General features: G+C 66.0%; 24 protein-coding genes. 12 read left to right on the plus strand and 12 right to left on the minus strand.

Annotated features, from left to right (window positions below; all coding sequences use genetic code 11):
• Positions 1–10: 10 nt before the first annotated feature.
• Positions 11–337: a hypothetical protein gene (locus B9C43_RS35715; protein ID WP_084431109.1), complete on the plus strand. Its 327-nt coding sequence runs from the start codon at positions 11–13 to the stop codon at positions 335–337.
• Between the two features lie 10 nt (positions 338–347).
• On the opposite strand, the gene B9C43_RS35720 is transcribed toward B9C43_RS35715, so the two are convergent.
• Positions 348–836 carry a MarR family winged helix-turn-helix transcriptional regulator gene (locus tag B9C43_RS35720; protein ID WP_084431110.1) on the minus strand — a complete coding sequence of 163 codons (489 nt, stop codon included), beginning with the start codon at positions 834–836 and terminating at the stop codon, positions 348–350.
• Between the two features lie 155 nt (positions 837–991).
• Here B9C43_RS35720 and B9C43_RS35725 point away from each other — a divergent pair, with 155 nt between their 5' ends.
• Positions 992–2,812 carry an amidohydrolase gene (locus B9C43_RS35725; RefSeq protein WP_084431111.1) on the plus strand — a complete coding sequence of 607 codons (1,821 nt, stop codon included), beginning with the start codon at positions 992–994 and terminating at the stop codon, positions 2,810–2,812.
• A 2-nt stretch (positions 2,813–2,814) separates the two neighbouring features.
• On the opposite strand, the gene B9C43_RS35730 is transcribed toward B9C43_RS35725, so the two are convergent.
• Positions 2,815–3,822: an ABC transporter substrate-binding protein gene (locus tag B9C43_RS35730; RefSeq protein WP_160096913.1), complete on the minus strand. Its 1,008-nt coding sequence runs from the start codon at positions 3,820–3,822 to the stop codon at positions 2,815–2,817.
• A 471-nt stretch (positions 3,823–4,293) separates the two neighbouring features.
• Here B9C43_RS35730 and B9C43_RS35735 point away from each other — a divergent pair, with 471 nt between their 5' ends.
• Together B9C43_RS35735 and B9C43_RS35740 are read left to right on the plus strand one after the other, a co-directional pair.
• Positions 4,294–5,298 carry an alcohol dehydrogenase catalytic domain-containing protein gene (locus B9C43_RS35735; RefSeq protein WP_084431113.1) on the plus strand — a complete coding sequence of 335 codons (1,005 nt, stop codon included), beginning with the start codon at positions 4,294–4,296 and terminating at the stop codon, positions 5,296–5,298.
• Positions 5,299–5,394: 96 nt separating this feature from the next.
• Complete coding sequence (locus B9C43_RS35740) at positions 5,395–5,832, plus strand: nitroreductase family deazaflavin-dependent oxidoreductase (RefSeq protein WP_084431114.1); 438 nt, start codon at positions 5,395–5,397, stop codon at positions 5,830–5,832.
• A gap of 39 nt (positions 5,833–5,871) precedes the next feature.
• On the opposite strand, the gene B9C43_RS35745 is transcribed toward B9C43_RS35740, so the two are convergent.
• Positions 5,872–6,702, minus strand: a complete 831-nt coding sequence (locus B9C43_RS35745; protein ID WP_200825829.1) for a helix-turn-helix transcriptional regulator — start codon at positions 6,700–6,702, stop codon at positions 5,872–5,874.
• A 63-nt stretch (positions 6,703–6,765) separates the two neighbouring features.
• On the opposite strand from B9C43_RS35745, the gene B9C43_RS57770 reads away from it, so the two are divergent.
• Together B9C43_RS57770 and B9C43_RS35750 are read left to right on the plus strand one after the other, a co-directional pair.
• Positions 6,766–7,119 (plus strand): hypothetical protein, encoded by a 354-nt coding sequence (locus B9C43_RS57770; RefSeq protein WP_051896786.1) that lies wholly within the window; start codon positions 6,766–6,768, stop codon positions 7,117–7,119.
• 54 nt (positions 7,120–7,173) lie between these two features.
• Entirely contained in the window at positions 7,174–7,728 is a 555-nt protein-coding gene (locus tag B9C43_RS35750; RefSeq protein ID WP_084431116.1) for a DUF305 domain-containing protein, read from the plus strand.
• A gap of 37 nt (positions 7,729–7,765) precedes the next feature.
• On the opposite strand, the gene B9C43_RS35755 is transcribed toward B9C43_RS35750, so the two are convergent.
• Complete coding sequence (locus tag B9C43_RS35755) at positions 7,766–8,683, minus strand: M56 family metallopeptidase (RefSeq protein ID WP_084431117.1); 918 nt, start codon at positions 8,681–8,683, stop codon at positions 7,766–7,768.
• Entirely contained in the window at positions 8,680–9,042 is a 363-nt protein-coding gene (locus B9C43_RS35760; RefSeq protein ID WP_084431118.1) for a BlaI/MecI/CopY family transcriptional regulator, read from the minus strand. Before B9C43_RS35760 ends, B9C43_RS35755 begins: the two co-directional genes overlap by 4 nt.
• A gap of 114 nt (positions 9,043–9,156) precedes the next feature.
• Here B9C43_RS35760 and B9C43_RS35765 point away from each other — a divergent pair, with 114 nt between their 5' ends.
• Positions 9,157–12,306, plus strand: coding sequence for an AfsR/SARP family transcriptional regulator (locus B9C43_RS35765; protein WP_084431119.1), 3,150 nt, complete (start codon positions 9,157–9,159; stop codon positions 12,304–12,306).
• A gap of 177 nt (positions 12,307–12,483) precedes the next feature.
• On the opposite strand, the gene B9C43_RS35770 is transcribed toward B9C43_RS35765, so the two are convergent.
• On the minus strand, positions 12,484–13,512 hold the full coding sequence (locus B9C43_RS35770; protein WP_084431120.1) for an NAD(P)/FAD-dependent oxidoreductase: 1,029 nt from the start codon (positions 13,510–13,512) through the stop codon (positions 12,484–12,486).
• Positions 13,513–13,703: 191 nt separating this feature from the next.
• Here B9C43_RS35770 and B9C43_RS35775 point away from each other — a divergent pair, with 191 nt between their 5' ends.
• On the plus strand, positions 13,704–14,093 hold the full coding sequence (locus B9C43_RS35775; protein ID WP_143446823.1) for a hypothetical protein: 390 nt from the start codon (positions 13,704–13,706) through the stop codon (positions 14,091–14,093).
• Here the strand turns inward: B9C43_RS35775 and B9C43_RS35780 are convergent.
• Both B9C43_RS35780 and B9C43_RS35785 read right to left on the minus strand, forming a co-directional pair.
• Complete coding sequence (locus B9C43_RS35780; protein ID WP_084431122.1) at positions 14,073–14,480, minus strand: hypothetical protein; 408 nt, start codon at positions 14,478–14,480, stop codon at positions 14,073–14,075. The genes B9C43_RS35775 and B9C43_RS35780 overlap by 21 nt on opposite strands.
• Positions 14,473–14,853, minus strand: coding sequence for a hypothetical protein (locus B9C43_RS35785; protein WP_084431123.1), 381 nt, complete (start codon positions 14,851–14,853; stop codon positions 14,473–14,475). Before B9C43_RS35785 ends, B9C43_RS35780 begins: the two co-directional genes overlap by 8 nt.
• 173 nt (positions 14,854–15,026) lie before the next feature.
• Here B9C43_RS35785 and B9C43_RS35790 point away from each other — a divergent pair, with 173 nt between their 5' ends.
• Together B9C43_RS35790 and B9C43_RS35795 are read left to right on the plus strand one after the other, a co-directional pair.
• Complete coding sequence (locus B9C43_RS35790; RefSeq protein ID WP_200825830.1) at positions 15,027–16,226, plus strand: cytochrome P450 family protein; 1,200 nt, start codon at positions 15,027–15,029, stop codon at positions 16,224–16,226.
• A gap of 75 nt (positions 16,227–16,301) precedes the next feature.
• A complete protein-coding gene (locus tag B9C43_RS35795) occupies positions 16,302–17,615 on the plus strand; it encodes an NAD(P)/FAD-dependent oxidoreductase (protein WP_084431125.1) in 1,314 nt (437 codons plus the stop codon).
• Here B9C43_RS35795 and B9C43_RS35800 read toward each other — a convergent pair.
• From B9C43_RS35800 to B9C43_RS35810, 3 genes are read right to left on the minus strand one after another with little or no spacing between them, the layout of a single operon-like run.
• Positions 17,612–18,295, minus strand: coding sequence for a DJ-1/PfpI family protein (locus B9C43_RS35800; protein WP_143446824.1), 684 nt, complete (start codon positions 18,293–18,295; stop codon positions 17,612–17,614). The two genes, B9C43_RS35795 and B9C43_RS35800, sit on opposite strands and share 4 nt — an antisense overlap.
• Positions 18,296–18,298: 3 nt before the next feature.
• Complete coding sequence (locus B9C43_RS35805) at positions 18,299–20,443, minus strand: heavy metal translocating P-type ATPase (protein ID WP_327224049.1); 2,145 nt, start codon at positions 20,441–20,443, stop codon at positions 18,299–18,301.
• Between the two features lie 10 nt (positions 20,444–20,453).
• Positions 20,454–22,298, minus strand: a complete 1,845-nt coding sequence (locus tag B9C43_RS35810) for a bifunctional copper resistance protein CopD/cytochrome c oxidase assembly protein (RefSeq protein WP_235039044.1) — start codon at positions 22,296–22,298, stop codon at positions 20,454–20,456.
• 74 nt (positions 22,299–22,372) lie between these two features.
• Between B9C43_RS35810 and B9C43_RS35815 the strand changes: the two genes are divergently transcribed.
• Positions 22,373–22,783 (plus strand): VOC family protein, encoded by a 411-nt coding sequence (locus tag B9C43_RS35815; protein ID WP_051896790.1) that lies wholly within the window; start codon positions 22,373–22,375, stop codon positions 22,781–22,783.
• A gap of 1 nt (position 22,784) precedes the next feature.
• Here B9C43_RS35815 and B9C43_RS35820 read toward each other — a convergent pair whose 3' ends face one another.
• Positions 22,785–23,210, minus strand: coding sequence for a pyridoxamine 5'-phosphate oxidase family protein (locus B9C43_RS35820; protein WP_084431227.1), 426 nt, complete (start codon positions 23,208–23,210; stop codon positions 22,785–22,787).
• Between the two features lie 139 nt (positions 23,211–23,349).
• Here B9C43_RS35820 and B9C43_RS35825 point away from each other — a divergent pair, with 139 nt between their 5' ends.
• Positions 23,350–23,937, plus strand: coding sequence for a class I SAM-dependent methyltransferase (locus B9C43_RS35825; protein ID WP_084431126.1), 588 nt, complete (start codon positions 23,350–23,352; stop codon positions 23,935–23,937).
• Positions 23,938–23,943 lie beyond the last annotated feature (6 nt).

A 23,943-nucleotide genomic window follows, 5' to 3' on the forward strand; every position in this document is an offset into this window, starting at 1 on the left:
CTGCTCGGCCATGGTGGACACAGCGAAGAAGGCGCGGCTGACGCTGGGCTTGTTGTTGCTCATCCCGGCAGGGCTGGTCGCGGTGTTCCTCAGCGGCGTCTTGGTGATGGGATCGGCGGGATGCGGCAGCAGTGGGTCGGCCATGATCTGCTCGGCGACCGTCCAAATGTGGGTGATGGTGCTGCCGCCCGCGGGCGCGGTCGCCGGAATGGTCGTCGGTGCCATCCTGGGGACACGTTCCCTGCGGCAAAGCCGCCCGATCACCAACGCGGTTCTCGCCGGCTGGCTGGTTTTCGCCGTCACCGAAGTGGCCGCCATCGTTCTCGGCGCGGCCTGACAGCAGTCCACTATGGATTGTCGTGCGGCGTGGTGTCGCCCATGCTGTACCGGTCGATTCCGGCTTGGACCGTCTCGCACATGTCGATGAACCGGTCGAGGAACTCCGGGTCCACTGCGTCGAAGAACAACCGACGGACGCGTTCAGCGTGTGCGGGCGCGGCCTCGGCGATCGTGGTCTCGCCGTTCTCGGTCAGCATGAACGCGGGCGATCGGAGGTTCTCAGTGGGCACGCGCCGTACCAGTCGGCGCCGCTCCATCCGCTTGAGGTGATGTGACAGCCTGCTCTTTTCCCACTGCGTCGCCTCGATCAGCTCGTACGTGCGCATCCGGCCGTCCGGCGCCTCAGCCAGGTTCACCATGACGAGGTAATCGGCGGCGGACAGCCCGAAATCCGCCTGCAGGTGCTGTACGAGTGCATTGTCCAGCCGCCGTTTGAAGGCAAGGTACGAGCGCCACGCGTGCTCTTCGCGCGGACTAAGCCAGCGCCCTTCTGCCATGTGATCAATCCTAACTACCCGTCCGGCCGTCGCGTACACCCATATCCACAATTCGCCAAAGTCGCCGGACATGACAGTAGCAATCTATACAGGTATAGTGATACCTGTTGATTGCTTGTCAGTTAGCGACGAACGCCAAAGAGGGACGACGTGAAATGACCGACGAAAAGCCATCCGAGCAGCTACTTTCCCGGCGCGGCGCGCTGACCGCACTGGCCGGCGCGGGCGTGGTCGCGACAAGCGCCCAGCTGGCGATGTCCCGGACCGCGGCAGCGGCACCGGCGACGGCTCAACCTGCCGATGTCGTGTTCGTCAACGGTCGGATCACCACGTTGGACCCCAGGAAACCGGTGGCGACCGGCCTGGCCGTGCGTGCCGGGCGAATTCTCGCCACCGGCACCAATTATGAGATCCGCAGGTTCGCCGGCCCGAATACCAAGGTGATCGACCTGCGCGGACGGCGCGTGATCCCCGGTCTCAACGACTCGCACACCCATCTGATCAGGGAAGGTCTCACGTACACCGCCGAACTGTCGCTGGCCGGCGTGACCTCGGTGGCCGACGCGTTGCGGCTGATCAAGTTCCAGGCCGACCGCACGCCCGCGCCACAGTGGATCAGGGTGATCGGCGGGTTCACCAAGTGGCAGTTCCGTGAGAAGCGCCTGCCCACGCTCGCCGAGCTGAACGCGGCCGTGCCGGACAAGCCGCTGATCGTGCTACACCTCTACGACCGCGCTCTGCTCAACCAGACTGCCGTGCGCTTGCTTGGGTTCACAAAGGACACCCAGGCGCCGCCCAACAGCCAGATCGAAGTGGACGCCGCGGGCAACCCGACCGGCCTGCTGATCGCCAAGCCGGATCCCTTGCTGCTCAACAGCACCCTGGCCAGACTGCCCGCGTTGGACCCAGCGAGCCAAGCCACGTCCACCAGGCTCTACATGCGACACCTGAACGCGCGCGGCGTCACCAGCATCACCGACGCCGCCGGTGGCGGAACGCTCTACCCGGAGAGCTACAGCGTCATCAACCAGTTGCACGCACAAGGCCAACTGACCGTCCGAATCGGATACCACCTCTTCCCGCGCACCCGTGGCGGCGAACTCAACGACTACAAGCAGTTCGTCGCGAGTACGAAGGTCGGCGGCGACGACTTCCTCAAGCTGTCCGGCGCGGGCGAGGTCGTCCTGTTCACCTCGGTGGACTTCGAGGACTTCGAAGAGCCCCGGCCAACCCTTCCGTCCTCAATGGACGCTCAGCTACGGGACATCCTCGCGCTGTTCGCCGAGAACGAGTGGCCGTTCCGGCTGCACGCCACGTACGACGAGTCGGTCAACCGGCTACTGAACGGCATCGAACAGGTTTACGGCCCGAGCGGCCCGAAGGCGCCGTTCATCCTCGATCACGCGGAGACCGTGACCGCGGCGACCATCGACCGGATCGCCAAGCTCGGCGGAACCGTCGCCATCCAGGACCGGATGGCGTTCCAGGGCGAGACTTTCCAGCAACGGTACGGCACACGGGCCGCGACGCACACTCCCCCGGTTCGCCGCCTGTTGCGCAGCGGGGTCCCGGTCGGCCTTGGCACTGACGCCACTCGCGTCGCCAGCGACAACGTCTGGATCGCGCTGTACTGGATCACCACTGGGCACACGGTTGGCGGCACGCGGCTCTACCGTTCAGACAACACATTGGACCGCACGGAAGCGCTTCGCCTGCTCACTCAGGGAAGCGCAAGCCTGTCCCGTGAGGACGATCGCAAGGGGACGCTCCGCCCTGGCGCGCTCGCCGACCTCGCGGTGCTCACGGAGGACTACTTCACCGTGCCGGACTCCCGGATCCCGGGGATCGAGTCGGTGCTCACCATGGTCGACGGGAAGATCGTGCACGCCGCAGCGGAGTTCAGCACGCTGAATCCTCCGCTGCCCACGATCGTCCCGGCCTACTCGCCTTTGCTGACCGGAGCCAACCGGCTCTGACGTCAACGCTGTGTCGTGGCCGTCGTCTGCGTTCGCGCGGGCGGCGGCTTCAGCAGCAACGGAGTGACGTCAACGGATTCCTTGAGCAGCCCGAAGTCGGTCATCAGCTTGACGATGCGCTGGATCGGGATCGGGTCGAGGTTCGCCCGGAACACCGGCAGCCGGGTCAGCGCCGCGACATCCTTGTCGATCTTGGCGAACTCCGGCAGCAGCGGCTCGATCTTCGTGCGGTCACTCGACGCGTCGGTCGCCCTGCCAAGCCCGCGTTGGAAAGCCTCGACAGTCTTCGGGTGCGCGTTGACGAACGTGCTCGTGGCGCCGAAACCCGTGAAGGGCAAGTCGCTCAACGGGCCACTGGCCAGATCCAGCAACGGACTGGCACCAACCGAACGCTCGGCCGCCGTGACGAACGGCTCGACCATCATGGCGGCGTCAACCCTGCCCTCGTCCAGCGCGGTCGGCATGTCGGGGAACGGCATCTCCACGAACGTGACGCTCTTGTGGTCGACGTTCTGCGTGGCGATCGCCGAGCGGACCATGAGCTCGGCCAACGTGCCCTTCGCGGTGACCGCGACCTTCTTGCCAGCCACATCCGCCGCGGCGTTCAGCTGCGAACTCTTGCTCTTCATCAGCATCGCCGTGCGCGGCGCGGCGTACGAGTTGCCCGCGACGATCTTGACGTCCGCGATCCCCTTGGAATGCGCGAGGATCAGCGGCGGATAGGTCGAGTAGACGATGTCGTACTGGCCGTTCACCATGCCTTCGACCGTCTGCTGGCCACTGCCCGCGATGGCGACGTTGACCTCTAGGCCCTCCTCACGGAAGAACCCGCTGCGGATCGCCAGTTGCAGCGGCGCGATCTCCACTGTCGGCAGGATCGCGACGTTGATCCGGGACTTCTCCAGCGGTCCGGACGGCGCGGGATCACTTGACTCCCCTGTGATCGCGGAACAGCCGCTGACCAGCAGCGCCGTCACAGCGAACGCGGCGGATAGCACCCGTCGAGGCATCGATGACACTCCAAGGAAAGGCCGGATGTGGCACCCGCCCGGTGGCGAGATCACCGTCCGGAAGAGGCCGCGCTCCAGTCGAGCGGGTGCGCGCACAGTCTGGAGCTCACCCGCTGTCACATCCCTGCCATGACAGCGAATCCGTGACAGGCCCTTGTCAACCCGCTGGTCCAAACCACAAGGGCCGCACCGAATTGCATGCACCGCAACGGAATCAGCATGATCGTCCGTCAAGCGGTTTTGGCGTCTTTCACTTGATCGGCGCAATACTACTACCTGTGGACGACTGCTTAACCCAGTCGCGCCACCGGCGAGGCCTCGATTGGTCCTAATGGGACATACACATAGCGACGTGACGCCGCCCATCACGCGACTTGGGCTCCCTCAGGCCGACCTTTACACAGGCCCACCCAGTCGGTACAACTAATCTAAGACGACCGGTCATATTCAAGGCAAGACAGGAGCACAACCATGACCACCTACGGCGCGTACGAGGTCGACGCAGGCGGATTTCGCCTGGTCGACAGAGACTTGGTTGAGCCGGTCGCTGGGCATGTCCGGATCAAGGTCGAGGCGTGCGGGGTCTGTCACTCCGATGTCGCCGCCGTCGACCAGCTGTTTGGGCAGACCGGGCCGGTTGTGCCTGGGCATGAGATTGTCGGGGTGATCGACGCTGTTGGCGAGGGTGTGCACAAGTGGCATGCCGGGGAGCGTGTCGGCGTCGGGTTTCTCGGCGGCCAGTGCGGTGAGTGTGACTTCTGCCGACGTGGGGACTTCGTCAACTGCACTGATCAGCCGTACACGGGGACCGTTGTCGACGGTGGATACGCCGAGTACGCCTACGCGCGCGCCAGCGGGCTCGCCCGCATTCCGGACGGCCTCACGTCACTCGACGCGGCACCGCTGTTGTGTGCTGGGCTGACGACGTTCACGGCGCTGCGTCAGGTCCATGCGCGGCCTGGTGAACTGGTGGCCGTGCAGGGCATCGGTGGTCTTGGTCATCTTGCCGTCCAGCAGGCCAAGAAGCTTGGCTTCCGGGTTGCCGCGATTGCCCGTGGCACCGGTAAAGCCGCACTCGCCGAGCAGTTGGGCGCGGACGTTTATCTGGATGCCACCGCTGAGGATCCGGGCGCCGCGCTGCAGAAACTGGGTGGTGCGGCCGCGATTCTGGCCACCGCGTCAAGTGGCGCGTCCATGTCGCCATTGTTGGGTGGGCTGCGTCCGCGCGGTCAGATGATGGTGCTTGGGCTGCCGTTGGACCCTGTGCAGGTGGATGCCCTGCCGTTGATCTTTGGCACGCGTTCGATCGCGGGCAGTCTCACCGGCAGCTCCATCGAGAACGAGGACAACCTCGCGTTCAGTGTCGCCAACGGCGTCCTGCCGATGAACGAGGTCAGGCCGTGGACCGACGCCCCCGCCGCATACGAGCACATGATGTCCGGTAAGGCCCGGTTCCGGGTGGTGCTCAGTATGTGATGTCCTCGTGGGTACCCCTGACGTGGAGTGGCACAACTGGTGCCACTGGACGATCATGCAAGGCGAGTACGCACGTCCGACGCAGGGGACATTTCCATGGCACTAGAAGGCGAGTACGTGCCCAGCACGGCCGACTACGCACGCGACCAGGTCGCGTTGTACGAGGACACGAATGGGCAGCAGGGCGGCGACATGCAGGGTCGCCCGGTGATCATCCTGACCACGCGGGGAGCCAAGTCCGGCAAGATCCGCAAGACACCGCTGATGCGGGTCGAGCACGACGGCAAGTACGCCGTCGTGGCTTCGCTCGGCGGCGCTCCGCAGAACCCGCAGTGGTACGCGAATGTGAAGGTCAACCCTCGCGTGGAACTGCAGGACGGCGCTGAGCGGCGCGAGTATGAGGCGCGTGAGGTGGAGGGGTCTGAGCGGGAGCAGTGGTGGGATCGGGCCGTGGAGGCCTGGCCTGACTACGCCGTGTACCAGACCAAGACCGACCGGGTGATCCCGGTTTTCGTTCTGGAGCCGGTCAGCTGAACGTCCCGGTGGTGGGGCCGCCGCCCCACCACCGCCAGATCAGGACGACACCAGGGAGCCCAGGAGCTTCAGCCGCCGCGCGGACTGCGTTCCCGGCTCAGCCCCGTTGAAGATCATGCGCTGCCCCGGGGCGTCAGGCAGCCGGAACGTCTCCTCGTTCAACGTCAGCCTGCCCACCAGCGGGTGGTTGAACTCGCGAACCGTGTGCAGGCAGTCGGTCATCGGGTGCGTCGCCCAGATCCGCGCGAAATCCGGGCTTTTGACGCACAGCTCGGCCACTAGCTCGGCCAGTTCCGGGTCACCGGGATGCTCACGGGTCGAAATGCGCAGATTGGACGCGGAGATGTGCATGATCGTCTCCAGGTCCACGTACAGGTCACGCGCTGCCTGCTCGAGGAACAACCGCCTCGCCAAGTTGGGCCGTTGACCGGGCTCGATACCCAGCAACGCGTACCCGAGCCGGTTCGCGGCCAGCAGATCGGCGCGTCTGCCGATCACCCACGCCGCCTGGTCCGTCGCGCTGTCCAACAGGGCCCGCAGTGAGTCGCGGACCGTTTCCGGGCCGAGGGGCCCGCGGGCGATCTGGGTCGGCCAGGCCAGACGCAGCAGGTGCAGGCGTTCGGTTTCATCCAGGCGCAGCGCGGTGGCGATCGCTTCCAGCACCGAATCGGACATCTGGTGGCTTTCGCCTTGTTCGATCCGGGTGTAGTAGTTCACGCTCATGCCCGCGAGCCGCGCCACCTCTTCACGCCTGAGGCCCGGCACCCGCCTTGGCGCGCCGTGGGTGGGGATGCCGATCTGCGCGGGGGTCAACGCCGAACGCCGGGAGCGGAGGAAGTCGCCTAGCTCTGTGTTCCGGTGCTCACCCACTTCCCGATGATATCGAACGGGCGCACCGACATGACCTACTAAGCAGGCTAGTACAGTGGCGGCATGGGACCCCAGCGGCTGACCACCGGGCCACGCTGGGTCCTGCTGTGCCTGCTGCTCTTCGGCGTCATCGGGATGCACCACTTCCTGCCTGCCGACGCTCAGGTTCACCACACGGCCACTGTGGCCACGACCGATATGCCCCAGCCGCATCCGGACGAGCCCTCACATGACTTGCTGCACCTGTGCATGGCGGTTATGTGCGCTTTCGGTGGGTTTCTGCTTGTCACGATGCTGCTCACCAAGTCCGTGACCGCCTTGGTGCCGCCGTTGCGGACCTGGCGGCACATTTCCCGGGTCGACCGGCCGCCCAGCGGCCGCGATCTGCTCAGTTGCGTCTGTGTGCTGCGGCTGTGATCGGCACGTCTGCCGTCACCACTTCCCAGTACACAGAACAGGAACCCCTACACCATGAGGAAAATCCTTGTTGGTGCGAGCGCGGCTGCCGTGCTCGCCCTCGCCGGTTGTTCTTCTCAGGACAGCGGCCACTCCGCGATGACCACCACGACCACTCCGTCTGTCCAGAGTGGATACAACACCGAGGACGTCACGTTCGCGCAGCAGATGATCCCGCATCATCAGCAGGCCGTGGACATGGCGAAGCTTGTGCCGTCCCGCGGTACTGACCCGAAGGTGCGCGAACTGGCCACCCGGGTGCAGCAGGCGCAAGACCCGGAAATCCAGCAGCTGACGGACATGCTCAAGAAGTGGAACGCCGCACCGCAGGGCATGGACCACGGCTCGGCTGGTCACGGCGGCATGGACACCACGCACCTCGAAGCCGCGAAGGGCACGGAGTTCGATCGGATGTGGCTGCAGATGATGATCGAGCACCACCAGGGCGCCGTGCAGATGTCACAGACCGAACTGAGCAAGGGCTCAAGCCCTGAGGCGAAAGCGCTGGCACAGAAGATCATCGACGCGCAACAGGCCGAGATCACCGAGATGCAGGCCATGCTGAAGTGACCGCACCCTCGTGAGCGGCCCGCCGCTCACGAGGGTTTCAGCACGTCAGCAACCCTACGGTGAGCAGCAGAACCGCTGCGCCAGCCAAGGGACCGGCCGTGGCCGTCAGGCCCGTCAGCACGCACGTCAAGGCCCGTCGCACGGGCCGGACGTGCGGGGCACCGCAGTCGAGCCGAGCGAGCCGGACGTCCACGGCCTGTCTGGCCATGGCCAAGGCGATCCCGGGCGCCTGGCCTGATACGCAGATCAACGCCGAGCGGACGGCGGCAACGCCATGGACACGGACGGCGGCATCATCGGCGGCGAGTTCGACCAGGTCACGCAATGCCGTTGCGGCGTCACGGAAAAGCGGCACGAACGGCAAGGCTTTCCGGACTGCCTCAGCGATCGCGACGATCAGGTGGTGACGTCCACGAACATGGGCGCGTTCATGGGAAAGCACGGCAGCGACACTCTCGGCAGGCAGATGCCGATACAACCCTTCCGTGGCAACGACAACTCCACCGGACAGGCTGAAAGCCAACGGCTGGTCGTGCTCCAGCCACAAAGTCCCGCCCTGTTCGCCACGCGCGGCCAACCGCAGAACGCTCAGATGCTCAGTACGCCGACGAGCCCTGCGGCGAGCACCACGGACCACGATCACGGCAAGGCGAACGGCCAACGCCAGCACCAGGCCACCGGCAACCGCGCCGCCAAAGGCCTCGGCCTGCGGCGGAGCGCCGTGCACGATGTCCCGGCAGTGATGCAAGAAGGACACGAAGTCGTTGCCATGACTGGGAACAAGCAACAACACGACCGCGGTGACTGTCGCGGCCGAAAACCCGACAGTGGACAGCAACCAGGCGACGATCAGCACCCACGGGTCACGTCGCCGCAAATCCACCCGGCGCAACCGGGCAGGCACCAGCCAGCCAACAAGGACGGCACAGGCAAGGAGCGCGGCGGCCACGGTCATCGGCGCCGACCCTTTTTCCGCAGGCCGGAACGCAGAACTTCGACTTCACGCTCGGACACCGTGCTGGCGAACTGCAACAACACGGCCTCCGGATCACCGGATGAATCGAGCACTTCCCGCAGCGCACGGGTCGCGGCCTCGGCACGGGTCAGCGCGGGCTCGTACAGGTAGGCCTTGCCGTCCAACTGCCGGCGAACCCATCCCTTGCGGTGCAAGTTGTCCAGTACAGTCATCACGGTTGTGTAAGCCAGCGGCCTGCCTGTGTCCAGTGTGGCCAGTACGTCACGCACCTTGGCGGGCTCACCTGCGTCCCACAGCACGGTCATCACCGCGGACTCCAGGTCACCCAGCCCGAACATGCCACCTCCCACTCGCCACGACCTCGTAGGCGAGAATAACCGAGGCTGAAGAACCTGCCCCAGCGTCACGCGTCTTCTACCCTGAGGCCATGACGACTGGGGGGTAGGAGAGAAATGGCGACGGTCCGGTTCCGGGTACTGGGGCCAGTCACGATGGAGGTCGATGGCAAACCGGTCGCCCTCGGCGGTGTCAAGCCGAGGACGCTGCTGGCGGCGCTGCTCGTCCGGCCGGACCGGACAGTGGAGACGCCGGCGTTGATCGAAACGGTGTGGGGGGCGAGACCGCCGGGCTCGGCGCGCGGGATGATCCAAACCTACGTCTCGACCTTGCGCCGGGCCATCCGGCAGGCAGGCGGGCCGGACGTACTGCGTGGTGACGGGTCCGGGTACTGGGTGACGGTCAAGGGCGGGCTTGATCTCACCGAGTTCGAGAACGCCGTCGAAAACGCCCGCGACATGCTCACGCACAACCGTCCGAAGCAGGCAGCGGCGCATCTGCGCGGGGCATTGGGGTTGTGGCGGGGCCCGGCCTTCGACGGCGTGACCAACGGTCTGCTCGGTGCCGAGGCGGCGCGGCTGCAGGAACTCCAGATGACCGCGCTGGAGTTGCGAGTCACCGCGGATCTGCGAGCAGGCGACTACGAAACGCTGATCCCAGACCTTCGTGGCCTGGTGGCACAGTATCCGTTGCGGGAGAAGCTGTGGGCGTCGCTGATGCTCGCACTGCACCACACCGGCCAGAATTCGGCCGCGTTGGCGGCGTTCGAGTCGATCAGGCGCAAGCTGGCGGACGAATTCGGCGCCAATCCTGGAAGTTTGCTGCGTCAAGCGCACGAAACCGTGCTGCGCGGTGAAATGACCGGCAAGGAGGCGGTCACCAGCGCAACGCCGGCGAACACCGTACCCATGCAACTGCCCGCGGATCTGACCACGTTCTGCGGCCGGACAACCGACATGGCACGGCTGGACACGCTGAACGCACGGACGATCGTGATCGCGGGGCCTGGCGGGGTCGGCAAAACGGCTTTGGCTGTGCACTGGGCGCATCAGGTGCGGACCCGGTTCCCGGACGGCCAGCTTTTCGTTGACCTGCGCGGATACGACACCCTGGCACCGGTTTCCACCGCGCAGGCACTCACCCAGTTCCTGCGTGCGCTCGGAACACCGTCACAGCAAGTACCGGCCACAGTGGACGAACAGGTCGCACTCTACCGATCGTTGACCGCGGACCGCATAATGCTTGTCGTACTGGACAACGCGGTCGGCACCGACCAGGTTCGCGCGCTGCTGCCGCCCAATCCGCAGTCGATGACGCTGGTGACCAGCCGAGATGACCTGCGCGCGCTGACTGTCCACAATGACGCTCGGGTCCTGCGCCTCGACGCGTTGTCCGAGCTCGACTCAGTGGCCCTGCTGAAGTCGTTCCTTGGCGCGGTCGACGACGGGCCGGTGGAGGAACTGGCTCGGCTGTGCGGATATCTGCCGTTGGCGTTGCGGATCGTGGCCGCCAACCTGCTCGGCAGCGGACATGGCTTGATCACGGACTACATCGAGCGGCTGCGCGCGGACCGGCTGGCGGAACTGACCATCGACGGTGATCCGTCCGTCGCCGTCCGGTCCACGTTCCACCTGTCCTATCAGGCACTCGACGGGCCGGCACGGAGGTTGTTCCGGTTGCTGGGCCGTGTTCCCGGGGCGGACTTCACCGTGCCGGTCGCATGCGCGATCGCCGGTGACGACTCCGAGGCGGACATCCGCCGCGCGCTCGACCGGCTGGTTGCCGCGAACTTGGTGGCCCCACGGCCTGGTGAGCGGTTCCAGTTCCACGACTTGATCCGTGACTACGCCGCGGATCAGGCACGGGCCGAGACGACCGACGATCTGACCGCGTGTGACCACCGGTTGCTGGGCTTCTACTTGAGTGCCATCAAGGACGCATCCGTTCGTTGGCTGGACGACGAACGCGCGAACCTGGTCGCCGTGGTCGGCAGCGCGGCGAGCGACACCGGGACATGCCACTACGCCACAGAGATCACGCTGGCGCTGCGGCAGTACTTCATGAGCCGCGGGCACGCGGCAGACGGTTTGGCGATGTGCGAAGCCGCACTGGCCGCCGCACGACGCGCGGGTGATCAGCGCGCGGAAGCCGGGGTCCTCACGATGAGCGGCCTGATCTCGTACAACTTGAGCGACTACCAGCAGGCCATCGCCAAGCACACGAGGGCACGGGACGTCGCCAAGGCGATCGGTGATCCGCTCGCCGAAGCCGACGCGGTGCACCACCTCGGCCGCGTCCACGCCCAACTCGGCCAGCCGCGCGATGCCATACGTTGCCACGAAAGCGAATTGGCGCTCGCCGAGCAGGCGGGCAGCGAGGTGCTGCGCGCTCGTGCGATCAACTACATCGGGGTGGCGGAGCTGTCCCTCGGCCATGTCGAAGAAGCGGTCGCCAAACACACTGAGTCGCTTTCCATCTTTGAGAAACTCGGTGACCAGGGCGCGACCATCTACGTGCTGAACGGGCTCGGCCTGGCGCATTGGACGGCCGGGCGGCTGACCGAAGCCGCCAACTGCCACAAGCAGTGCGTGGACATCGCGCGCGAGAAGGAAATCCACTACCTCGCCGGAAACGCGCTGGTGTGCCTCGCGGAGACGTACTGCGACCTTGGGCGTTACCTCGAAGCGAAATCCCATGCCTACGAGGCGCTCGTGGTCAGCCGCCAGATCGGCGAACGCCGGTACGAGGCGGGCGCGCTGGAGATCACTGCCACGGTGCAGCGCAGGCTCGGCAGGCTGGCGGAAAGTATCGAGGGTTACACCGCCGCGTTGGCTTTGTCGAGGGCGATCAGCTTCCGCTACGGCGAAGCGTCCATCCTCATTGGACTGTCGATCGCCCACCGGCACCTCGGCGAGACCACCACCGCCATGGGCTTCGCCCGTGCGGCACTGGACGCCATGTACGAGACGAGCATGCGCGTGCTCGAGGCGCCCGCACTGACCGAACTCGCGGCGAACTGCCTGGCCATGGGCGATCTCAGCCAGGCGGACCGGCACATCGAGCACGCGTTGAAACTGGTCGTGCAGGGCGGCCAGCGCCTGTTCGAGGCACGAGCGCTGCACGTGCGCGGCCTGATCACGCAGGCGGCGCAGGGCAGCGCGGCCGCCGTGCCCCATTGGCAGCGGGCATTGGAGATCTTCACCGAGATCGGCGCACCGGAGACGACGGAGCTCAGCCGTGTCCTGAAATCCGCGGTGACCTGCTGATTCAAGGTGCCCACAAGGTTTATCTCTGGTCGGCCCGGCATAGTTGACCATGGCCAACCGCCACACGGGACAGACTTTTACTTCTTTCTCGAGGAAGTAGAAGTTACTGGGGGTCGGCTCCGCTGCCACATCGATTCGGCATCTCGGTAGCGGAGCCGGCGGCGGAAGCCCACCGTGTCATCGTCCGGCCTGACGGAGCCAGCGCACAGTGGAGCGGACGATCTGTTCCTTCACGAAGGCCGCGCGCTTGCCCGTGAAGATCTTCTGCTTCGGCGCGTCATCGGCGTGCACGAGCTGGACGAGGCCGTCTGCCCGGCCGAGGCTCATGCACTGCAGGTAGTACCGGAACGACAACGGCTTCGGCTCCCAGCCGCGCAGTTGCCGTGCGATGTTCTTGCCTGCTCGCTTTCCCATCGGAAGTGCGACGGCACAAGCCATCCGCAAGTCACCGGCGGCGTCGCCGACGGCATAGATGTTCGGATGTGACACTGACCGCAGGGTGTCGTCGACCGCGATCCGGCCACGGTTGTTCAGGGTGATGCCTGTGTCGGCCGCCAGCTGGATGTTCGGCGTCAGGGACGCTGCCCACACGACCACGTCACTGTCGATGTCGTCAGGATCGGCTTTCCGCCCTTCCACCAGGTCGATCCCCATGTCGGTGAACACGGAACGGACGTAGTCACGGGCTCGCGGCGACCACATCTGCCCGATCTCGCCCGCCGTCACCATGCGGACCTTCCAGTCCTGTCCCCGCGAGGCCAGTTCGGTGGCGATCTCGACGCCGGTCGCGCCGCCGCCGACCACAGTCAGCGTGCCCGGGCCGTCGTCGAGGCGCTTACGCAGGTAGCCGGCGTTCTCAGCGGTGAACACGCGGCCATCCGCCGGGACGCTCGCGGTATGGCTGCCCAACGCGTAGACGAGGAAGTCATAGCTGTACAGGCCGCCGTCGTCGGTATGGATCTGTTGTTGGTCCGGATCTATTCGCGTAGCCCGGGCCGCGACGGACGTCACCGGCTTCTTCTGGATGAAGCTCGACAGCGGGTGGGCGATGCTGGGGCGCCCGGCCGCGAGTTCGTGCTCGCGGACCCGCTCGGTGAAGCTGGCACTGGGTGCGATCAACGTGACATCTGCCTGGTCAGCGGCGCGCAGTGCGGCCATCACACCCGAGTACCCGGCGCCGAGGACAACAACTTTGTGCTTGGTCATGCCTCCTGGACGAATTTCCGCCGCGCCGTGTGACATCGGGGATGTCACACCCGAGAGGGTTGTCTCGTCTTGAGGGCATGAGCGACGAAGCACAGCTCGCAGCCCTTCGTGCTGCCGCTGACCGTCGACGCGGCCGTGTGTCCAGAGTGCGGGGCACCGGAGAAACTCGCCTTGCTCAGGAAGGGAACACCATGACAATCGCAGTCAGGGCAGCAGTGGTGATCACCGCGGCAAGCCTCGCCGTGCTCGGCATCTGGATGTGGGCGTGGCCGGACAGCTTCGCCGACTACGTGGCCTTCCCTGTCCACGTGCATTTCCTGCACGACATGGGCGTGTTCCACATTGGACTCGCGATCGCCCTGTTCCTGTCCTTGGCCCAACGGGACTCGATCTTCGTCCTGCTCACCGGGTTCACCGCGATCTGCCTGATGCACGCGGGCAACCACCTGATGGACCACGACCTCGGCGGCACGGCCAACGCGCCGTACATCATCGCGGTGCAAGGCCTGATCAGCGGTGTGGGTGCGTGGTGGCGCCTGCGAGAACTGCGAAAGGTTCCGCTAGCCCAAGCGCGCCGCTGACACCCTGATCCACCACAGCCCGAGAATCGGCAGGACGACCGGTACGAAGCCGTAGCCACGCCCGTAGAACGACCACACGGTCGCGTCCGGGAACAGCTGTGGCGCGAACAGACTGACCGTTCCCACCACGACAACACCGATCAGCTCGACCACGCACGAGATCGTGGCGATCCGCCGGGACGTCTCGGTTCCTTTGATCAGGCACACCAAGGCGACGATGTAGATCACGGCCGCCACGGCGGACAGCACGTACGCCAACGGCGCCCGCTCGAACCGAGACGCGATCTGGACCGCGGACCGGGCCGTCGCGGCGATCACGAAGATCGCGTACACCGCGATCAACAGCCGCCCAGGCCCGGACCGCGTGGCTTCACGAAGATCAGCCATGGCCGTCCCAGATCTGTCGCAACCGGACGATCAGCACCGGAATGGTCAGGCACCCGATCACCAGAACGCCTGAGCCCCAACGACTGCGCTCGGCCGCCGCCCAGACCGCGGCGAGCGGCAGGATCAGCACCGGCCCGGCGAGGTAGCCGATGAACGTCCACTTGTCCACGGCGCGATCGGTCGTGAACACGTTGACCAGGCCGATGACCAGCTGGACGAGCAGCGCGAGTTCCAGCACCAGCACCGCGCCCGCCAAGGCGAGACCGTACGGGCGGTTCAACGCGAACCGCTTGTTGAGCACTATCAGCACCAGCCCCCACACCGCCAGACCAATGGCGGCGAAGGTCAGTACCGTGGCGAGCACGTCGACCATCCAGCCAATCCCTCTCCTCGACCCGTGGACCGGGCACAGTGTATTACTACGGCTTGTAGTACTTCCATTCGCCCAGCACTTGCCGGGTCCGAATACCTCGAAGTGGTTGACCGAAGGCCACTGACGACTACTCGCCATTCCCGTCGAGCCGGAAACGCGGGACGATGGAGGTCATGACAGAGCCGTTGGTGCTCGACGAGAACTTTCTGCAGAACCCGTACGCGATCGAAGCCGAGTTGCGGGCGTCCGCGCCGGTCAGGCAGGTGATAACGCCGGGCCGCCTGCGGGCGTGGCTGGTGACCAGGCACGAAGACGTCAAGGCCGTGCTGACCGATCCGCGTGTGCGCAAGGACTCCCGTCGCGCCACCGAGCTGTTCAAGCGGTTCCTCCGGCCTCAGTCACCAGTTCTGCACCCCACGTACCGCGCTTTGGAAAACCACATGCTCCACGCCGATCCGCCGGACCACACCCGGTTGCGCAAGTTGGTCGGCAAGGCCTTCACCACACGCACTGTCGCGCGGTTGCAGCCCCGGATCGAGCAGATCGCCGACGAACTGCTCGACCAGATGACCGGCGAAGTCGACCTGCTCGAGGCCTACGCGCTGCCGTTGCCGATGACAGTGATCTGTGAGCTGCTCGGCGTCCCCGTCGCGGACAGGGACGCGTTCCGGGACTGGACGCACGTGATCGTGGCATCCGATCCGCGGCGCGATCTGGTCGGCGCTTCCCAGGCAATGAGCGACTACCTCGCCGATCTGATCGAACGGAAACGCGAAGCGCCGACCGAGGATCTGCTGTCCGATTTGATCGCGGTGTCCGACGACGGCACGCGGCTGACCAAGCAGGAGCTGCTCTCGATGGCCATCCTGCTGCTGATCGCCGGACATGACACGACCGTGAACCTGATCGCCAACGGCACACTGGCGCTGCTGCGCGCGCCCGAGCAGCTCAAGGCGCTGAAGGCGGATCCGTCGCTGCTGCCGGACGCCGTCGAGGAGCTGCTGCGCTACGAAGGCCCACTGCACACCGGCACGATGCGGTTCACCGTCGAGGACGTCGAGATCGGTGGCGTGGTGATCCCGGCGAACGAGTTCGTGCTGGTCTCCCTGCTGGCGGCCAACCGCGACGAGCGGCGGTTCGAGGAGCCGGACGCACTCGACATCTCACGGTCCGCTGGCGGGCACGTCGCGTTCGGCCACGGCATCCATCACTGCCTGGGTGCCCCGCTCGCCCGGCTTGAGGGACGGATCGCGATCGGCAAGCTGCTCGACCGGTTCCCCGACTTGCGCCTCGCCACCGATCCCGACACGCTCACCTGGCGGACCAGCACCTTGATGCGCGGTCTTGAGGCCTTGCCCGTGCATACGAAGTGACCACAGCCACGTCCCCTGGCTGTCACAGCGGGTACGGCTGTGCCGTCCAGGCTGTGAGAAGAGAAAGGGGACGTCATGCGCAAGATCCTCGTGGTCGGCGGTGGCTACGCCGGCTTCTACACCGCATGGAAACTCGAGAAGAAGCTGCGGAAGGGCGAGGCCGAGCTGACCCTCGTCGATCCCCGCCCCTACATGACCTACCAGCCGTTCCTGCCTGAGGTCGCGGCCGGTTCGATCGAGGCGCGTCACGCGGCCATATCGCTACGCAGACACCTGCGCCGCACCAAGCTCGTCGCGGGGATGGTGACCGAGATCGACCACGCGCGTCGCACGGTCACCGTCCGCCCGATGGACGGGCCGATGTTCGACATCGGCTACGACATCATCGTGGTCACCGCCGGAGCGGTCACCCGGAAGTTCCCGGTGCCGGGCATCGCCGAACACGCGATCGGGCTCAAGCACATCGAGGAGGCCGTGGCCATCCGCGACCGCCTGCTGACCTCGTTCGACCGCGCCGCGGTGCTCCAACCGGGCCCGGCGCGGCAACGGCTGCTCACGGTCACGTTCGTCGGCGGCGGCTTCACCGGCGTCGAAGGGTTCGCTGAGGTGTTCTCGCTGGCCAAGGCGCTGGTGAAGCGCTACCCCGAGCTGGACGAGAGCGAGCTTCGGTTCCACCTCGTCGAGGCTGCCGGGCGGATCCTGCCCGAGGTCACCGACCGCCCTGGCCGGTGGGTGGTGCGGTCGTTGGAGCAGGGCGGTGCCAAGGTGCACCTCAACACCACGGTCCAGTCTGCTGTGGACGGTCATATCGTGCTGTCGAACGGCGATGAATACGACTCGGGTCTGATCGTGTGGACCGCGGGCAACGCGGCGAACCCGGTGGTGCACAAGCACACCGACCTGCCGACCGACGCGGTCGGGCGGATCGTAGTCACCGCCGACCTGCGCGTGCCCGGTGTCGAGGACGCGTGGGCCGCGGGCGACAACGCCGCCGTGCCAGACCTCGCGTCGGATGTGCCTGGGGCCCTTACTGTGCCCAACGCGCAGCACGCGTACCGCCAAGGCAAGCTGTTGGCCAAGAACGTCGCGGCCACGCTGCGGGGCGGTAAGGCCAAGGCCTACGAGCACCACAGCCTTGGCGCGGTGGCCACGCTGGGGATCGGCCGGGGCATCTTCCAGTGGCGGTGGATCGTGATCAAGGGGTTCCTGGCCTGGCTGATGCACCGCGGCTACCACGTCCTCGCCGTGCCCAGCTGGGAACGCAAGGTGCGTGTGCTGGCCGTCTGGCTCACGGCCGTGTTCTACGGCAGGGACATCGTGTCGCTGGCATCGGTGGAACACCCCCGGGACGCGTTCGTCGCCGGGAGTGATCCAGAGTTCCGTGCCTAGGTGTTGCGCCAGACCGTGCCGCGGCGCTCGTACTCCATGACGGTCTCGATCCGGTTGGCCAGCTGCACGCCGAGGTACCGCTCGACCAGCCAGATCGCGGCGTCCAGACCGGACGTGATGCCGCCACAGGTGACCAGGTTGCCGTCGTCGACCACGCGCGCGTTGATCACCGTCGCGCCCTGCGCGGCGAGATCCGCCTTGGCGCCCGCGTGCGTGGTGGCGGGCCTGCCTCGCGTGAAACCGGCCGCTGACAAGGCCATCACGCCGGTACAGACCCCGACCATGACCGCCTTCACGTCAGCAAGGCGGCGCATGAACGCCTTGTCCGCGAGCAACCGCGCAAGGCCCGATGCCGGCTGATTGGCAAAACCGCCACCCGGCACCACCAGGACGTCAGCGTCCTGCGGCGACCATCCGCGCGGCACATCGATCCGCATGCCCTTCGACGCGGTGATCGTGGTCGGCCTGCCGGTCGACACCAGGCTCGTCCGGATACGGTCGCTCATGTGGCCCGCCATGGACAACACATCGAACGGCGCGACGAAGTCCAGCTCCTCCGCGCCTTCGTACACCAGCACCTGAACACGTAACGGCGACTGTGACGCCGAGGCGATGGGTGCGCCCGTTGCCATCACCCCGGCGGACAGCGCTGACGCGCGTAGGAAAGTACGGCGTTCCAAGAGTTACCTCCCAGTGACAGTCCTCTGCTCACTAGTCGGCTGGGACCCACCGGTCAGTTCCGGGGGAATTTCCGGGGTGAATTTGCGCAGTCTGAGGCTGTTGGAGACGACGAACACCGAGGACAGCGCCATCGCCGCTCCCGCGACCAACGGGTTCAGCAAACCCAATGCGGCGACGGGCAACGCGGCCACGTTGTAGCCGAAGGCCCAGGCGAGATTCCCGCGGATTGTGCGCAGTGTCCTGCAGGACAGGCTGATGGCGTCCACGACGGCCGTGAGGTCGTCACGAACGAGGATCGCGTCCGCCGCCGCGAGTGCCACGTCCGTGCCTGTTCCGATCGCCATGCCCAGGTCCGCCGTGGCCAGCGCGGGTGCGTCGTTGATGCCGTCACCGACGAACGCCACGCCGCGTCCCTGGCTCTGCAGACGACGCACGAGTTCAGCCTTCTCCTCCGGTCGCATACCGGCGTGGACCTCGTCTATCCCGACTTCGTGAGCGATCGCTCGGGCGGTGGACTCGTTGTCACCGGTGACCAGGACGGGGTTCAGGCCACGAGATCGCAGCAGCCGGACGGCGTGCGCGGCACTCGGTTTGGGCTGGTCCCGCAGGGTGATCAGGCCCTTCGCGGCGCCGTCCCAGCCAACCAGGACGACCGTGTCGGTCGAATCCTGTCGCAGTTCGGCGGGCACATCCCAGCCGCGTTCGGTGAACGCCGCGATTCGCCCTGCCAGAACGGTCTTTCCTCGCACAACCCCGATCGCTCCGAGCCCTGGCAGGGCCCGGAAGTCCGTGACTTCGGGAAAGTCCTGTGCGGCTGCGACGATCGCCCGGCCGACAGCGTGTTCGGACGCTGATTCCAGAGCCGCCGCGGTCGTCAGGACATCACCGACGACACTGGACACCTCCATCCGCCCGGTCGTGACCGTGCCTGTCTTGTCCAGCAACACTGTGTCGACGTTGCGCACAGCCTCCAACGCATGCGGACCGCGCAGCAGAAGCCCCAGCTGGGCGCCCCTGCCTGTGGCGACAAGCAATGCCGTGGGTGTTGCCAGACCAAGTGCGCAAGGACACGCGATGATCAGCACTGACAGCGCGGCCGTCAGCGCTTCCACAGTGGACCCGCCGCTGATCACCCAGATCGCCGCGGTCAGCACGGAAAGCCCGAGAACCACCGGCACGAACACCGAGGCGACCCGATCGGCCAGCCGCCGGACCTTGGCCTTGCCCGACTGTGCCTCCTCGACAAGCCGGGTCATCTGGGCGAGCTGGGTGTCCGAGCCGATCCGGGCCGCCCGGACGACCAAGCGGCCGGTCAACGAGATGGTCCCGCCGATCACGGCCATTCCTTGCTCGGTGGCAACGGGAACCGATTCGCCGGAGATCATGCTCGTGTCCACATCGGAGTGGCCGGACTCGACCACTCCGTCGGTCGCGATCTTCTCGCCTGGCTTGACGACGAAGCGGTCATCGACACACAGACTGCCGATCGGGACCAGCTTTTCGGCACCGCCTTGGATGACCGTGACGTCTTTGGCGCCCAGCAAGGACAACGCACGCATCGCGGCACCGGCGGTCCGCTTGGCTCGTGCTTCGAAATAACGGCCTGCCAACAGGAATGTCGTCACACCCGCGGCGACTTCAAGGTAACTACCGCCGTCGGGGCTCGCGAAGACCGTGAACACTGACCAGCCGAACGACACCAGCACGCCCAGGGACACCAGGGTGTCCATCGTTGTGCCGCCGTGCAGCGCGTTCTTCAGTGCGGCCCGATGAAACGGCAACGCCGACCAGAACACGACCGGCACCGCGAGCGCGAGACAGATCCACTGCCAGCCAGGGAAGCGCAATTGCGGCAGGAACGTCATCGCCAAGGACAAGTCGCCCAGCGGAACCATCAGGACCACGGCCACGATCAGCCTACGCCACAACGCCTTCACTGGGTCAGTACGGACCGCGGAGGCCGTGTACCCGGCGTTCGTGATGACCTTGACGAGCGTTTCCACATCCACAGTGGACGTCCGGACGCTGGCACGTTCGGTCGCGTAGTTGACCGTCGCCTGCACGCCGTCGACCTTGTTCAGCTTGCGTTCGACACGGGTCGCGCACGCGGCACAGGTCATGCCGCCGATTTCCAGCTCGATGGTCACGATTCTCCTGTCATCGGCGGATGTCCGAAAGCTTGGCCAGCATCGCGTTGTACGCGGCCAGTTCGTCCTCGGACTCGGGGTTGCGGTCGTGCCGACGGGCCTCGCGTTCGTCCGAACGCGACCACTGCACCAGCAGGGCGATCACCACGACGAGAACCGGGATCTCACCGGACGCCCACGCGATCCCGCCACCAAGGCGCTGGTCGGCGAGGAGGTCACCGATCCATGGCACGGCAAGCGAACGGTAGAAGTTCTCGGCGATCACGTCCTGTGTGGACATGATGATCACGCCGAAGAACCCGTGGAACGGCATGACCGCGAACAACATGGCCAGCCTGCCCAGGTACGGCGGGCGGCGCGGGCCGGGGTCGACACCGATGACCACCCAGTAGAACAAGTATCCCGTCAGCAGGAAGTGAGTGTTCATCAGCAGATGCGCCCAGTGCCACCGCACCGCCTGGTCGAAAAGCCCGGTGAGATAGAGCGCGTAGTACGACCCGACCAGAAGAATGCACGCCACCAACGGGTTCGTCAGGACCCGCGAGACCTTGCTGTGCAGTACAGCCAGCAACCACTCTCGCGGACCTTGGTTTGGACTTAGCGCACGCAATGCCAATGTCACCGGGGCGCCCAGCACAAGGAGCACGGGCGCCAGCATGTTCAGCGCCATGTGCGTCACCATGTGCACGCTGAAAACACCTGGCCCGTAGCGTCCGACTCCGGACGACGTGGCCAGAAGCACCACCAGACAGCCAAGCAACCAAGCGATTGTCCGTCCGACCGGCCAGTGATCTCCACGCCCCCGCAGTGCCCGTACGCCAAGGAGATAGCCGATCACCAGCAGGATGGCCACGGTTCCGAAGATCAGGGAGAACCGCCATGCCGCGAAGAAGTCCCACACGCTGGGCGCGGCCGAGATGTCGTGCCCGATCAGCGTGTCCATCGGTGTCTGAGCTGCGAAGAACCCGGGCGGCGGCTGCCTGGCCATCCCCACCGAGACACCGATGCCGACAGCCATCACCAACACTTGAGCCCACAGTGCTCGCCTGATGAACATCGCCAAGGCCGCGAGGATGACCACTTTGGCCAGCAGCAGAAGGCCGTAGGAGGTCAGCAGGTCTCGCCACGGTGTCAGGACGAGTCCTTCCAGGGCACCCGAGATGGCCAATACACCGAAGCAGATCAGGGAAATGACGTTGTACTTGCTCTTGTACTGCTGCCCCCGGCTGACGTGGACGACAAGCGTGCCCACCCAGACCGCGGCCGCTGTCACGTGCCAAATCGCCGCGTCCGTCGCGATGTCGTGCCCGGCTCCTGCTGATGCGTGCCCGGCCACCACGGGTGGCAGCAGTGCGAACAGTGCGATCAACGTCAGCGCAGCACAAGACAACCAGGTGAGCACAATCCGGCAGGCGATCAGCACGATCAGCACGAGCGCCGCGGAAATCGCCCAGGCTTTGGGGGTTTCCAGCGCGGTGAAGCCACCGACGAGACGCGGGATGTCCATTTCGGACAAGGGCTGGCCCGAAGCGTCGGCGACGTCGAGCACCACCATGGCCGCTGCGGCGGCAAACCACGCGACCGCAGCGTGAGTGGCGATACGCAGCCCCGCGTAACCTTCCGCCTTCAGCACCCCGTCCCGCCGGGCTGGCGCCATGAACACCGCGTACACCAGCCCGCCCACGGTCAACGCCCCCGCGCCGTCCGCTGTCAGCCGGACAAGTGCCGCACTGAACCGCACGAACGCCCCAGGATCGGTGTCGCCGAGCGCGACATGTCCGGACGCGCCGATCAGCGCGACGAGCACGAGGACAGTCACCGCGCCCGCGAGGGCGGCTCCTACCGGTCTGGTCACCTTCCACAAGTCGTACGTAGCGTGCCTACGGTTCCCGGGTGTGATGGCACCCACTCATGGGGTACTCGACGGTCATGGCACACATGAAACTGAGCACGACAGTTCTGGAAGCACCCGACGCGCGTGAACTGGCGGAGTTCTACCGTCAGCTGATGGGGTGGGAAATGTGTGAGCAAGAGGAGAAGTGGGTAACGCTCACGCCACCAGGCGGCGGCACCGGGTTGTCCTTCCAGACCGACCCGGAATACGCCTCGCCGACGTGGCCTGCCAAACCCGGCCAGCAGCAGATGCAGGCACACCTGGACATCGCTGTCGAGGACCTCGAGGCCGCGAGCGCACACGCGCTCACGACCGGCGCGACACTCGCGGACTACCAGCCGCAGGAGCGAGCGCGGATCTTCCTCGACCCCGTCGGGCACCCCTTCTGCCTGTACGTCCCGTACGAGTCACTTTCATGTGACATCCCGGTGCCTGAGGACGGCTGAGTCAGCCCTTGCTCTGGTCGTTGCTCAGCCACTTCTGCGGGCGCATCCGCACGAGCACGGAATGCTCCCCCAGCGCTTCGTCGACGTACAGCTCGGAACGATCCACCGGGAAATAGCGGCTGGCGATCTTGACGGCCTGATCCCGGGTCGGCGGGGCGTCGTTGGCGATGACCGGGCCTTCCACGGTGACGTACTTGTACGGCTCGGTCTCGTTGTGCACGGCGAGGCTGAACGTGCCCGCTGCCCTGATCAGCTTGTCCTTGACGGTGTCGCGTTCGATCCAGATCAGCAGGTCGCCGCCGGGTTCGTAGTCGTACCAGACCGGCACGGCCAGCGGCGCGCGACCGTCCCTGGTAATCGCGAGAATCCCGATGTGCGGCTCGGCCAGGAACGCCATCCGTTCCTCGGCTGTCATAACAAAGGACATGTCTGCAGACAACAGCGCGGTCGTCTTGATCATTCCCGACCCGGGCCAGAGTGCCCGCCACCGGGGCCAGCATGTCTACTTAGGATGCAGGCGGCACGCCGCGTTGCGGGCGCGGTGGCCACCGGAGCAGAGTGGATGGATGGACAGTCTCGGCACACGCATTCTGCGCAACGGTTTCGGCTGCCCACGGGGGCTGCTGGGGCGTGTCGGCGGCTGGCTGATGGCCCGGGGAAACGCCGCGACCGAACGACATGTGGTCTCCTTGGCCGCACTCGGCGAGCACGACGTCGTGGTGGTTCTTGGCCACGGGCCAGGCATCGGTCTTGAAGCAGCCGGAACGAAGTCACGCCATGTGATCGGTATCGAGCCGTCGAAGACAATGCGTGACGCAGCCGCACGCCGCTGCAAGGAGTTGATCCGCGAAGGCAGGGTGACCATCCGCGACGGAGCCGCCGAGAGCACCTCGCAGCCGGAGGCCTCCGTTGACGTTGTCCTCGCGGTCAACAACGTCCAGATCTGGCCGGATTGGCAGGCCGCCTTCGCCGAGCTGCACCGCGTTCTGCGGCCGGGTGGCCGGATGTTGCTGTCCGCCCACCGCAAGTGGCTGCCCGACGGGCTGGAAAAGGCCGTCGAGGACGCGGGATTTCAGCAGGTTGAAACGTCGCTCTGGGATCCGCCGTCCCATGGTGCCGACACCGCGTTCATCCTCAGGGCGACCCGCGCGTAATTGTTA

Origin of the sequence: Kibdelosporangium aridum (genome assembly GCF_900176515.1) — a bacterium.
GTDB classification, from domain to species: domain Bacteria; phylum Actinomycetota; class Actinomycetes; order Mycobacteriales; family Pseudonocardiaceae; genus Kibdelosporangium; species Kibdelosporangium aridum.